Here is an 11,835-nt window from a genome sequence, read left to right as displayed (position 1 = left end):
GATTTCGGCTCCTCCGGACCCGTCAGCAGCGCACCGCGCCGTCCGGTTGCCGCCGGCGGCGGTGGCCGCAACAGCGACATGGACGACGATATCCCGTTCTGAGGGCGATCGGACGATCAGGGGGCGCTGGCCGATTGGACAGCGCCTTCCACGTCGTGTCAGCAAACCTTACTAATCGACAGGAAGGGCTCGGGATTTCCGGGCCCACTTCATATTTGAGTTGAAGTCGGACGGCGCTGGCGCAAGCAGGCCGATGACATGCGCTCGCCGCGCGATTGACGAGAGTGTTCGCGGCGATTTCGGAAGGCCTGTTCCAGGCCCGTCCGAGACGCTCCCCGCAAGGCCGTAAGTTATTGGAAAAATAGACGGAAAAAGCGCTTCCCTGGAGCCTGCAAGGGTGGTTATCAGGGGCTCGATGCGCTATATGATTCCCAGATAAAACCTCACCGGATTTCCCCTTGGCTGACGACGACGACAAGCCCGGCGACCAGCCGGCGCAACCCTCGGATATTCGCCCCGTCTCCATCTTCGAGGAGATGAAGAAGTCCTATCTCGACTACGCCATGAGCGTGATCGTGGCGCGGGCGCTGCCTGATGCCCGCGACGGTCTGAAGCCGGTGCACCGCCGCATCCTGTTCTCGATGAACGAGCAGGGGCACACGCCCGACAAGAAGTACGTCAAGTCCGCCCGCGTGGTCGGTGACGTCATCGGTAAGTATCATCCGCATGGCGACCAGTCGATCTACGACGCCATGGTCCGGATGGCGCAGGACTTCTCCATGCGCGTGCCGCTGATCGACGGCCAGGGCAATTTCGGCTCGGTCGACGGCGATCCCCCGGCCGCCTATCGTTACACCGAAGCGCGCCTGACGAAGGCGGCGCTGGCGCTGCTGGCCGACATCGACAAGGATACCGTCGACTTCCAGCCGAACTACGACAACAACGAGACCGAACCATCGGTCTTGCCGGCCAAGTTCCCGAACCTGCTCGTCAACGGTGCGGGCGGCATCGCGGTCGGCATGGCGACCAACATCCCGCCGCACAATCTCGGCGAGGTCATCGACGCCTGCGTCGCGCTGATCGACAACCCCGCGCTCACCATCGACGAGCTCATCAACATCGTGCCGGGACCGGATTTCCCGACCGGCGGCGTCATCCTCGGACGGCAGGGCATCCGCTCGGCCTACCACCTCGGCCGTGGCTCGATCGTGATGCGCGGCAAGGTCGCGATCGAGACCATCCGCAAGGAGCGCGAGGCGATCATCATCACCGAGATTCCCTACCAGGTGAACAAGGCGACGATGGTCGAGCGCATCGCCGAGCTGGTCAAGGAAAAGAAGATCGAGGGCATCGGCGACCTGCGCGATGAATCCGATCGCGATGGCTACCGCGTCGTCATCGAGTTGAAGCGCGACGCCGTGCCGGATGTGGTGCTGAACCAGCTGTACAGATTCACGCCGCTGCAGACCAGCTTCGGCGTCAACATGGTGGCGCTGGACAGCGGCCGTCCGCGGATCATGCATCTGAAGGACCTGCTGGCCATCTTCGTCGACTTCCGCGAGCGGGTCGTCACGCGGCGCACCAAGTACCTGCTGGCCAAGGCGCGCGATCGCGCGCACATCCTCGTGGGTCTTGCAATCGCGGTCGCCAATATCGACGAGATGATCCGCGTGATCCGGACCTCGCCCGACCCGACCACCGCCCGCGACACCCTGATGTCGCGCGACTGGCCCGCACGGGACGTCGAGGACATGCTGACGCTGATCGATGATCCGCGCCATCGCATCAGCGCCGACGGCACGATCCGGCTGTCGATGGAGCAGGCGAGGGCCATCCTCGACCTGCGCCTGCAACGCCTCACCGCACTCGGCCGCGACGAGATCCGCGACGAGCTCGACAAGCTCGCGGGCGAGATCGCCGATTATCTCGACATCCTGCGCTCGCGCGACCGCGTGCTGGGCATCATCAAGACCGAGCTCGCCGAGGTGAAGGCCGAGTTCGCCACGCCGCGGCGCACCGTCATCATCGAGCAGGAGGGGGAGGTCGAGGACGAGGACCTGATCCAGCGCGAGGACATGGTCGTCACCGTCTCCCACGCCGGCTACGTCAAGCGCGTGCCGCTGTCGGCCTATCGGGCGCAGCGCCGCGGCGGCAAGGGCCGGGCCGGCATGCAGACCCGCGACGAGGATTTCGTTTCGCGCCTGTTCGTGGCTTCCACGCACACGCCGGTGCTGTTCTTCTCCTCGCGCGGCCAGGTCTACAAGGAAAAGGTCTGGCGCCTGCCCATGGCCGCGCCGAACGCGCGCGGCAAGGCGCTGATCAACATCCTGCCGCTGGAGCAGGGTGAGCGCATCACCACCATCATGCCGCTGCCGGAGGACGAATCGACCTGGGGCAACCTCGACGTGATGTTCGCCACCACGGGCGGCAACGTCCGGCGCAACAAGCTGTCCGACTTCGTCGACGTCCGCCGCTCCGGCATCATCGCGATGAAGCTCGACGACGGCGAAGCGATCGTCGACGTGCAGATCTGCACCGAGCGCGACGACGTGCTGCTGACCGCCGCCGGCGGCCAGTGCATCCGCTTCCCGGTCCCCGACGTGCGCGTGTTCACCGGTCGCACCTCGATGGGCGTGCGCGGTATCGCCCTTGGCGAGGGCGACAAGGTGATCTCGCTGGCGATCCTGCGCCATGTCGAGACCACCTCGGACGAGCGTTCGGCGTACTTGAAGATGCGCCGCGCGGTGGCCGGCGAGGCCGCCGCCGAAGAGACGGCCGTGGACGGCGAGGCCGAGGAGACCTCCGGCAGCTTCCAGCTCGCGCAGGAGCGTTACGCCGAGATGTCGGCGCAGGAGCAGGTCGTGCTCACCGTCTCCGTCAACGGCTTTGGAAAGCGGACCTTGTCTTACGAGTACCGCACCACGGGTCGCGGCGGCAAAGGCATCGTCGCGATGAGCGTCAACAACCGCAACGGCAATCTCGTGGCGTCCTTCCCGGTCGAGGAGGCTGATCAGATCATGCTGGTCACCGACAAGGGCCAGCTGATCCGCTGCCCGGTCGAAGGCATCCGCATCGCCGGCCGCTCGACCCAGGGCGTGATCGTGTTCGACACCGCCGAGGACGAGCATGTGGTGTCGGTCGAGCACATCACGGAAGAGGCGGAGAGCGGGAACGGGGCGAATGGGGAGTAAGGGTAGCCGCTCTTAGCCCGGATGGAGCGACGCGAAATCCGGGGCCGCTGCCCGTGAGAGAGTCCCGGATTGCGCTTCGCTCCATCCGGGCTACGCACTCCCGCTAGATCTCCAGCTCCGTGCCGAACTCCACCACCTGCCGGGTCGGCACGCCGAAGAACGCAGCCGAGCGTTCGGCGTTGCGCTGGAGGAAGGCGAACACGCCTTCGCGCCAGACCCACATGCCCGGAATGTTCTCGCTGGGGATGATGGTCTCGCGTCCCACGTAATAAGTGATGTCGGAGAGATCGACGCCGGGCAGCTTGCTCTGGCGGCAGACGAGCTTCAGTCCCTCATAGATCGTCGGGTTCTGCATGAACCCGTAATGCAGGATCACGCGGGTGATGCCGGGAATGATCTCGATCACCTCGGCGCGTTCCTCGTCGGCGATGTGCGGGGATTCCTCGATCAGCACGGTGACCAGCAGCACGCGTTCGTGCAGCACGCGGTTGTGCTTGACGAACTGGGTGAGCGCGAGCGGCACGCCGCGCGGTGCGGATGCCAGGAATACGGCGGTCCCGGGCAGCCTTGCGTGGCACTTGTTGACCGCGGTCTCGATCAGGTCCTCCTCCGGCTGGCGCAGCTTCGCGCGCGCGACCTCGACCAGCTTGACGCCGGAGCGCCAAGTCAGCATCAGGAAGGCGACGAGGCCGGCGAGCAGCAGCGGAAACCAGCCGCCCTCGAACAGCTTGACCGAGTTGGCCGAGAAGAAGATCACGTCGATGACGAAGAAGGCCCCGTTCACGGTCACCACCAGCCAGGGCGAATAGCCCCACTGGATCGCGACCAGCGCGGCGAGCAGCGTCGTGATCGCCATCAGCAGCGACACCGCGATGCCATAGGCGCCGGCAAGCGCGTCCGACGTGCCGAAACTCAGGACCGCCCCCAGCGTGGCGGCGGCGAGCAGCCAGTTCACCAGGGGCACGTAGATCTGCCCGATTGCATTGCTCGTGTGGCGGATCTGCATACGCGGCAGGAAGCCGAGCTGGATCGACTGCTGGGTCAGCGAGAACACGCCGGAGATGATCGCCTGCGAAGCGATCACGGTGGCGAACGCCGAGAACGCGACGAGCGGATAGTGCAGGGCGTCGGGGCAGAGCTGGAAGAACGGATTCTCGATCATCGCGGGATCGGTGATCAGCAGCGCGGCCTGGCCGAAATAGTTCAGCACCAGCGCCGGCAGGCAGATAGCGAACCAGGCGAGGCGGATCGGGAAGCGACCGAAATGCCCCATGTCGGCATACATGGCCTCGCCGCCGGTCACAGCGAGAAAGGCCGCCCCGAGAATTCCGAACGAGATGTGAAAATCCTGGTGGATCAGGAATTCGAAGGCATAGAGCGGGCTGAGCGCCGCCAGCACCGCCGGCGCCTTGACGATGCCGTGGATGCCGAGCGCGGCGAGCACGACGAACCAGGCCAGCATCACCGGTCCGAAGATGCGGCCGATGAAGCCGGTGCCCTGCTTCTGCATCATGAACAGGCCGATCAGGATGGCGACGGTCACGGGCACCACGACGGGCGCGAGTGAGGGGGCATCGACCTTGAGGCCCTCGATGGCTGAGAGCACCGAGATTGCCGGCGTGATCGCGCCGTCACCATAGAGCAGGGCGGCGCCGACGAGGCCGACCACCAGGAGATGGGCGCGCCATGTGCCGGGCTGGGCATGGCGGGCGTGGAGCAGGGCGAGCAGCGCGACGATGCCGCCTTCGCCGCGATTGTCCGCGCGCAGGATCAACAGCGCATATTTCAGCGAGATGATCAGCAGGAGGGCCCAGAGGATCAGCGAGACCACCCCCAGGACAGCTTCGGGCGCGATCGTCGCGCCGTGGGCGGCCGCCTTGGCGGCTTCCTTCAGGGCGTAGAGGGGGCTGGTGCCGATATCGCCGTAGACGACGCCGAGGGCGCCCATGGTCATGGCAAGCGGCAGTGGATCAGGATGGTGGCCGGAAGCGACAGCGGGCGTACTGGACAATGACAACCCCCCGATGGGATCGCGCCCGACGGGCCATTCCGCCGGGCGCGAGCAACGCAGTCTGCGACGAGACGTCGCAAAACTCCATCGGGATTATGTGACGTGAAGCTGACAGGGCAGCCTAGGGGGTGCGGTTCGCGGTCACGAGGCGCGCCTCGCGGACGTTCGCCTTGGTGCCGGCCTTGCGCAGGCACGAGGCCTCGAAATTCGGCCAGGCCTGCTGCGAGCAGTCCTTGCCGATGGCGCGGATGTCGAGCCGGTCGCTCTTGGCCAGCGGCTGCGGCACGCTGGCCTCGACGCTCGGAGCAAAGCCGGGCAGGAGGGTAAGGGCGGCGGCGACACACGCAGACAGAGCGATCGCTGAGAGAGCCTTGATCATTTGACAGTCCCCTGTGATGCGGCCGCCTACGCCCAGTGTGCGGCCCGTCATTCGTTGACCGGATTAGTAACCATGGCCAGTTTCCGGACGTCTTCGCCGGCACGGGAAATGGTTTCGTGTTCGCGCCCCTTTGTTTCGTGGCCGCTTGAGGGACGAAACAAACCGGCCATTTCCGGCATCGTCGGCGGGATATTTCGGTGGGATTGGCCGGGGAACCGGGCCGGCTTGCCGGGCCGGGCCGGGCGCGGTAGGAGGGGGCTATGCCGCGCATTGCCTTCTATCCCGGTTCCTTCGACCCCATCACCAACGGCCATCTGGACGTGGTCCGGCACAGCGTTTCGCTGTGCGACCGGCTCGTGGTCGCGATCGGGGTCCATCCCGGCAAGAAGCCGCTGTTCTCGACCGAGGAGCGGCTGAAGATGCTCCATGACGTCTGCGGGCCGCTGGCGGCCCAGGCCGGCTGCGTGCTCGAGGCCGTGACCTTTGACGATCTGTCGGTGACCGCGGCACGCAAGCACGGTGCGACGATCATGATTCGGGGCCTGCGTGACGGCACCGACCTCGATTACGAGATGCAGCTCGCCGGCATGAACGAGGCGATGGCGCCGGAAGTGCATACGGTCTTCCTGCCGGCCTCTCCGATGGTTCGCCCGATCACCGCCACTTTGGTGCGCCAGATCGCCGGCATGGGCGGGGACGTCTCGACCTTCGTCCCGCCGCAGGTTGCGGCGCAGCTCAAGGCAAAATTCGCCGTATAACGGCGCGCTTCCTCTCTCTCTGATCCGGAGTTGTCATGATCCGAATTCTCGCAGTTCTTGCCGCGCTTCTGTTCGCGGTGCCGGCGGTGGCGCAGCAATTGCCGGCGGGCCTCGACAAGGCCAACGCCATCGTCATCGACAGCACCAAGGGCCGTATCGTCATCAAGCTTCGCACCGATATCGCGCCCCAGCACGCCGAGCGGATCAAGCAGCTCGCGCGCGAGGGCTATTACAACAACGTGCCGTTCCATCGCGTCATGGACGGCTTCATGGCGCAGACAGGCGATGGTGAGAAGTTCAACGGCACCGGCGGCTCGAAATATCCGAACCTGAAGCAGGAATTCTCCAAGGTGCACTTTGCGCGCGGCATCGTCGGCATGGCCCGGCGCGGTGACAGCGTCGACAGCGCCAACTCGCAATTCTTCATCATGTTCGCCGACGGCGGCAGCCTCGATAACCAGTACACCGTGATCGGTGAGGTCGTGCAGGGCATGGACGTCGTCGACAAGCTGAAGAAGGCACCTCCCGGCTCTGCCGGCGGCGCCGTGACCGATCCCGACAAGATGGTGAAGGTGCAGGTCGCCTCCGACATCAAATAGGAGACGGCGATGGCGCGCTGTGGCGACAAGCTCCTGCTGGTTGCCGCGGTGCTGCTGCTGGGCACCTCGGGCGCTGCCTCTCAAGATGGGCAGGTCAACACCATCCAGGACATCTTCCGGCACCTGCGTACCTGCTGGAGGCCGCCATCGCCGGCCAAGGCGCGCCCCCTCGACATCACGGTGGTCGTGAGCTTTAACCGGGCCGGAAACATTCTAGGCCATCCGAGGATTACCTATGAATCCGCGGAGGCCTCCGACAATGACCGGCTGCAATACCGGATCGCGGTGATGGAGGCGTTGCAACGCTGCACGCCGGTGCCATTTACCGATGCAATGGCCGGCGCCGCCGCGGGGCGACCATTCGCGATCCAGTTCCGCAACCGCAAAACATCGCCTGACAAGACTTCACCCCCAACGCAAGAGAGACGAGCATGAGCGTCACCGAAAACACCCTGATCCTCGAGACCACACAGGGCCCCGTCACCATCGAGATGCGCCCCGACCTCGCGCCCGGGCATGTCACGCGCATCAAGGAGCTCGTGCGCGAGGGCTTCTATGACGGCATCGTGTTCCACCGCGTGATCGACGGCTTCATGGCGCAGACCGGCTGCCCGCAGGGCACCGGCACCGGCGGCTCCGGCAAGAAGCTGAAAGCCGAGTTCAACAAGGAGCCGCATGTGCGCGGCACCACCTCGATGGCGCGCGCCGCCAACCCCGATTCCGGCGACAGCCAGTTCTTCATCTGCTTCGACGACGCCCGCTTCCTCGACAACCAGTACACGGTGTGGGGCAAGGTCACCGAGGGCATGGAGAACGTCGACAAGATCAAGCGCGGCGAGCCGGTGCAGAACCCCGACAAGATCGTCAAGGCGCGGATGGCCGCGGACGCTGAGTAACACCTGCGCGTCGTGCCCCCGCTTCGGCGGGGGCGCGCCTAGGTATCAATCGTGCGCACCGATCTGTTCGATTTCGACCTGCCTGCCGAGCGTATCGCACTGCGCCCGGCGAGCCCGCGTGACTCCGCGAGGATGCTGGTCGTGGAGAACGGTGCGCTGCGCGACCAGACCATCGCCGACCTGCCGCAATGGCTGAAGGCGGGCGACCAGCTCGTCGTCAACGACACCAAGGTGATCGCAGCGCAGCTCAGCGGCCGCCGCATCGGCCGCGAGACCGAGCCGAGGATCGAGGCGACGCTGATCAAGCGTCTCGACGGCTCGCGCTGGCAGGCGCTGGTGAAGCCCGCGAAGAAGCTTGTCGCCGGCGACCGCATCCGCTTCGGCAATGAAGGCAAGGTCTGCCTGCTCGGCCATCTCGACGCCGAGGTCGAGGCCAAGGGCACCGAGGGCGAGGTGACGCTGTCGTTCTCGTTCCACGGCCCGGCGCTGGATCAGGCCATCGCCGATCTCGGCAGCCCGCCACTGCCGCCCTACATCGCCTCCAAGCGCACGCCCGACGATCAGGATCTCGCCGACTATCAGACCATGTTTGCTGCGAACGAAGGCGCGGTCGCAGCGCCCACCGCGGGACTGCATTTCACCCCGGAGCTGGAGCGGGCGCTACGCGCGCGCGGCGTCGGGGTCAACCGCATCACGCTGCATGTCGGGGCAGGGACGTTCCTGCCGGTGAAGGTGGACGATACCGAAGGCCACAAGATGCATGCCGAGTGGGGCACGATCTCGGCCGAGACGGCGGAGCGCCTCAACAGCGCGCGAAAGAACGGCGGTCGCATCATCGCCGTCGGCACGACGTCGTTGCGACTGCTTGAGAGCGCAGCCAGCGAAGACGGCACGATCCAGCCCTTCGCGGCGGAGACGGCGATCTTCATCACGCCGGGCTATCGCTTCAGGGCGGTGGATATCTTGATGACGAACTTCCACCTGCCGAAGTCAACGCTGTTCATGCTGGTGTCGGCGTTCTCCGGGCTGGATACGATGAAGGCGGCATATGCGCACGCGATCGCGAATGGCTACCGGTTCTATTCGTACGGCGATGCGTGCTTGTTGTTTCGGGTGAACGACTAGCGCCGGCGCTGTAGGGTGGGCAAAGCGAAGCGTGCCCACGTCTGTCTTGAATCTGGAGAAGAATGGTGGGCACGGCGCTCGCGCGCCGTTGCCCACCCTACGGCATCTTTCGCTACGCCATCACACGCTGCGGCAGCAGCTCCGCGATCTGCACCGCATTGAGCGCCGCGCCCTTGAGCAGCTGGTCCGCCGCCACGAACATCGAGATCGAATGCCCTGAGGGATCGCTGAGGTCCTTGCGGATGCGGCCGACCAGGACGTCGTCCTGGCCCGAGGCGTCGATCGGCATCGGGAAGTAGTTCTTCATGCGGTCGTCGACGACCTTCACGCCGGGGGCCTGCGCCATGATGGCGCGGACCTGGTCCTCGCTGATCGGCTTCTCGCATTCGAAGGTGATGGCCTCGCAATGGGCGCGCAGGACCGGCACGCGCACGCAGGTGACGCCGATGGCGATCTTCTCGTCCTCGAAGATCTTGCGGGTCTCCTTGATGACCTTGGTCTCTTCGTCGTTGTAGCCGGTCTCAGGATCGACCGCCGTGTTGTGGTTGAAGAGGTTGAAGGCGTAGGGGTGCGGCATCACCTTCGGGGTGTAGACCTGTCCGTTGAGATTGGCACGGGTGGATTCGACGAGCTCCTCCATCGCCGCTGCCCCGGCGCCGCTGGCCGCCTGATAGGTCGAGATGATCACGCGCTTGATGCGGTTCTTCTGATGGATCGGCCACAGCGGGACCAGCGCGGTGATCGCGGCGCAGTTCGGATTGGCGATGATGCCCTTGTGATCCCTGATCCGGGTCGCATTGATCTCGGGAATCACCAGCGGCACGTTCGGGTCCATGCGGAAGGCGGAGGAATTGTCGACCACGACAGCGCCGGCCTTGACCGCGATCGGCGCGAACTTCTTGGAGATGCTGCCGCCGGCGGAGAACAGGGCGATATCAACACCGTCGAAAGACCGCTCGGTCAGTTCCTCGATCACGACTGACTGGCCGCGGAACGATACCGTCTTGCCGGCCGAGCGGGCGCTGGCGAGCGCCTTCAGCTTACTGACGCGAAAGCCGCGCTTGTCCATGGTGGCGATGAATTCGGCGCCCACCGCACCGGTGACGCCGACAATCGCGACGACGGGATCGTTACTCACTTTGTCCTCCATTGAATTGAAAATTTGGGCAACAAAAAAGCCCCGGACCATCGATGGCGGGGCTTCGGTAGAGTGGATTGCGTTCTAGTCGACGACTACGCGCGCACGCCTCCCCGGGCCCCTGAGGCCGTGGTGGTTTTGGTCGTGCGTTTGGTGGTCGTGAACATGGCGGCGACTTATGCGGGAGAGTCTTGCGGTCGTCAATGGCCTTTCGCCCCCGGTCGACGCCGGGGGAGTGCCGCTATTTGGCAGTCGCTATTTGGCCCGCGCCCCCGGCGGCTCCAGGATGACCTCCTTGAGGTCGTCGCCGCTGATCACGACGATCGCAAAATTGAGCCGGCCACGTTCTCGCACCAGCCCGCCGCTGATCGCCTTGCCCGAGGCCGCGCGTTCAGCGACCTGCACGGCATCGGCGAGGCGGTGCCTGATCGCACCGAGTGCTGCGAGGTTGTCGCGGTCCTCGTGGTCGAGCTCGGCGAGGGGCAGGGCGGCTTCCCCACCGACCAGCTCGCCGGTCGAAGCATTGATGGTGTGGCGCCAGATCCGGTCGTTGTGCAGGGTCTTCACCCGATACACCGGTACGCCGGAGGCGCCGTCGAAGCTCACATCCGCCGTGGTGGCGCCGGCGTGGCGGCGTTCCGCAATCGCCATGGCCTGGCCGATCGAGATGGTCGAGCTGCGGAATCGTTCGATTTCGCGGCTGACGGCCTGGCGGTCGGCTTCGGGATCGCCATCTATGTCGCTGTGAAGAGAAGTGGGCGTGCCCGAGCTCACGATCGCCCGCGCGGGCGCGGCGAGGAGCAGCGCGGGCAAGGCGATCGCCAGCAGTCCTGAGGTCCATCGTTTGGCTGTCGTCATGTTCGAAACCCTCGGCCAGCGAGTGTGCCGGATGGTCGTAAAGAATTCGCGGCCGGCCTTGGGCATCGGCCGGCCGCGGAGCGCCGCACCGGGCTGTACCCGGCACGGCGATCTCAACGGTACGGGCCACCTTTGGGGCTGGTGAAAAAGCAGTCCGTATCGCTTGTAACTAAACCATACCGTATCGTTTTATTTTGGTCAATCAAGCCGATCGCGTCTCCCGCGGGGAAAGCGCTCATCTCACGGAATTGTCAGCGGGCGGGACGGCGGCGTTGCGTGCCCTTGGCGTCCTGGTGCGTGCCCTTGGCGTCCTGGAGGCGGCTGGCAGGTCCCAGCGCGCCGGCCAGGAACAGCTTGATCGCTATGCGCATGCGCTTTTCGGCGGCCTTCATCTCGAGCGCCGTTCCGAAGGTCGCCAGGCGGTGGCTGTGACCGACGACCACGTCGAGAAACACCTCGGCCGCAATGGTGGTGTCCTCGACGTCGAGCGCGCCTTGCGCCGCCAGATGGTCGAAGAAGCGTGCCGTGGTGGCAACGGCCTTGAGCCAACCTTCTTCCTTGCCGAGCTTGGCGATGTCGGGGAAATTGATGGCCTGCGACGTCATCATGCGGCTGAAGGCGACGGCATCGGGACCGCAGGTGAATGTCAGCATCTCGCGTCCGATCTCGACCAGCCGTTGCTCGACCGAGATGTCCGCAAGGCTGCTGAGCTGGGTCTCCGCCGCGGCGGACAGTGGTGCAAGCCAGCGCGCGATCTCGCGCCTCAGCACGGCGGCAAACAGGCCGCGCTTGTCGCCGTAGCGGGAATAGACGGTCGGTTTGCTGACCCGGGCCGCTTCCGCGACCGCGTCGAGCGAGGGCGCGTCGAAGCCGCGGTCCA

The 11,835-nt window shown here is 65.4% G+C and carries 11 protein-coding genes and 1 pseudogene; 7 read left to right on the top strand and 5 right to left on the bottom strand.

Features of this window, described 5'->3' with window-relative positions; genetic code table 11:
- Together MOV74_RS18545 and gyrA are read left to right on the top strand one after the other, a co-directional pair.
- Nucleotides 1-102: pseudogene (locus MOV74_RS18545) on the top strand (single-stranded DNA-binding protein); the annotation flags it as partial.
- 356 nt (nucleotides 103-458) lie between these two features.
- Nucleotides 459-3,191: a DNA gyrase subunit A gene (gene gyrA / locus MOV74_RS18540; protein WP_246925325.1), complete on the top strand. Its 2,733-nt coding sequence runs from the start codon at nucleotides 459-461 to the stop codon at nucleotides 3,189-3,191.
- Nucleotides 3,192-3,294: 103 nt separating this feature from the next.
- Here the strand turns inward: gyrA and MOV74_RS18535 are convergent, their stop codons facing one another.
- Both MOV74_RS18535 and MOV74_RS18530 read right to left on the bottom strand, forming a co-directional pair.
- The gene (locus MOV74_RS18535) at nucleotides 3,295-5,145 is read right to left on the bottom strand and encodes a potassium transporter Kup (RefSeq protein WP_246925331.1); all 1,851 of its coding nucleotides are present in this window, start codon (nucleotides 5,143-5,145) and stop codon (nucleotides 3,295-3,297) included.
- Between the two features lie 178 nt (nucleotides 5,146-5,323).
- A complete protein-coding gene (locus MOV74_RS18530; RefSeq protein ID WP_018317917.1) occupies nucleotides 5,324-5,581 on the bottom strand; it encodes a hypothetical protein in 258 nt (85 codons plus the stop codon).
- 260 nt (nucleotides 5,582-5,841) lie between these two features.
- Between MOV74_RS18530 and coaD the strand changes: the two genes are divergently transcribed.
- From coaD to queA, 5 genes are read left to right on the top strand one after another with little or no spacing between them, the layout of a single operon-like run.
- Entirely contained in the window at nucleotides 5,842-6,339 is a 498-nt protein-coding gene (gene coaD, locus MOV74_RS18525; protein WP_246925321.1) for a pantetheine-phosphate adenylyltransferase, read from the top strand.
- A 35-nt stretch (nucleotides 6,340-6,374) separates the two neighbouring features.
- Nucleotides 6,375-6,938: a peptidylprolyl isomerase gene (locus MOV74_RS18520; RefSeq protein ID WP_246925318.1), complete on the top strand. Its 564-nt coding sequence runs from the start codon at nucleotides 6,375-6,377 to the stop codon at nucleotides 6,936-6,938.
- 9 nt (nucleotides 6,939-6,947) lie between these two features.
- Complete coding sequence (locus MOV74_RS18515) at nucleotides 6,948-7,373, top strand: hypothetical protein (protein WP_246925315.1); 426 nt, start codon at nucleotides 6,948-6,950, stop codon at nucleotides 7,371-7,373.
- Nucleotides 7,370-7,834 (top strand): peptidylprolyl isomerase, encoded by a 465-nt coding sequence (locus tag MOV74_RS18510; RefSeq protein ID WP_246925310.1) that lies wholly within the window; start codon nucleotides 7,370-7,372, stop codon nucleotides 7,832-7,834. The genes MOV74_RS18515 and MOV74_RS18510 overlap by 4 nt, the downstream gene beginning before the upstream one ends.
- A gap of 51 nt (nucleotides 7,835-7,885) precedes the next feature.
- A complete protein-coding gene (queA, locus tag MOV74_RS18505) occupies nucleotides 7,886-8,959 on the top strand; it encodes a tRNA preQ1(34) S-adenosylmethionine ribosyltransferase-isomerase QueA (protein ID WP_246925307.1) in 1,074 nt (357 codons plus the stop codon).
- Between the two features lie 112 nt (nucleotides 8,960-9,071).
- Here the strand turns inward: queA and MOV74_RS18500 are convergent, their stop codons facing one another.
- The 3 genes from MOV74_RS18500 to MOV74_RS18490 all read right to left on the bottom strand — a co-directional run.
- Nucleotides 9,072-10,109, bottom strand: a complete 1,038-nt coding sequence (locus MOV74_RS18500; RefSeq protein ID WP_246925303.1) for an aspartate-semialdehyde dehydrogenase — start codon at nucleotides 10,107-10,109, stop codon at nucleotides 9,072-9,074.
- A gap of 243 nt (nucleotides 10,110-10,352) precedes the next feature.
- Nucleotides 10,353-10,955 (bottom strand): PepSY domain-containing protein, encoded by a 603-nt coding sequence (locus MOV74_RS18495; protein WP_246925328.1) that lies wholly within the window; start codon nucleotides 10,953-10,955, stop codon nucleotides 10,353-10,355.
- A 251-nt stretch (nucleotides 10,956-11,206) separates the two neighbouring features.
- Nucleotides 11,207-11,835, bottom strand: a 629-nt coding sequence (locus MOV74_RS18490) for a TetR/AcrR family transcriptional regulator (protein WP_246925301.1), incomplete at its 5' end; no start/stop codon positions are given.

Origin of the sequence: Bradyrhizobium sp. SHOUNA76, assembly GCF_023006445.1 — a bacterium.
Lineage (GTDB): Bacteria > Pseudomonadota > Alphaproteobacteria > Rhizobiales > Xanthobacteraceae > Bradyrhizobium.
This window is presented reverse-complemented; position numbering and strand designations above follow the sequence as displayed.

Bases quoted from the DNA above. Each gene is read 5' to 3' on its own strand.
- MOV74_RS18520 (WP_246925318.1), top strand. From the start codon at position 6,375: ATGATCCGAATTCTCGCAGTTCTTGCCGCGCTTCTGTTCGCGGTGCCG.
- MOV74_RS18515 (WP_246925315.1), top strand. From the start codon at position 6,948: ATGGCGCGCTGTGGCGACAAGCTCCTGCTGGTTGCCGCGGTGCTGCTG.
- MOV74_RS18510 (WP_246925310.1), top strand. From the start codon at position 7,370: ATGAGCGTCACCGAAAACACCCTGATCCTCGAGACCACACAGGGCCCC.
- MOV74_RS18535 (WP_246925331.1), bottom strand. From the start codon at position 5,145: ATGACCATGGGCGCCCTCGGCGTCGTCTACGGCGATATCGGCACCAGC.
- MOV74_RS18530 (WP_018317917.1), bottom strand. From the start codon at position 5,581: ATGATCAAGGCTCTCTCAGCGATCGCTCTGTCTGCGTGTGTCGCCGCC.
- coaD (WP_246925321.1), top strand. From the start codon at position 5,842: ATGCCGCGCATTGCCTTCTATCCCGGTTCCTTCGACCCCATCACCAAC.
- MOV74_RS18495 (WP_246925328.1), bottom strand. From the start codon at position 10,955: ATGACGACAGCCAAACGATGGACCTCAGGACTGCTGGCGATCGCCTTG.
- MOV74_RS18500 (WP_246925303.1), bottom strand. From the start codon at position 10,109: ATGGAGGACAAAGTGAGTAACGATCCCGTCGTCGCGATTGTCGGCGTC.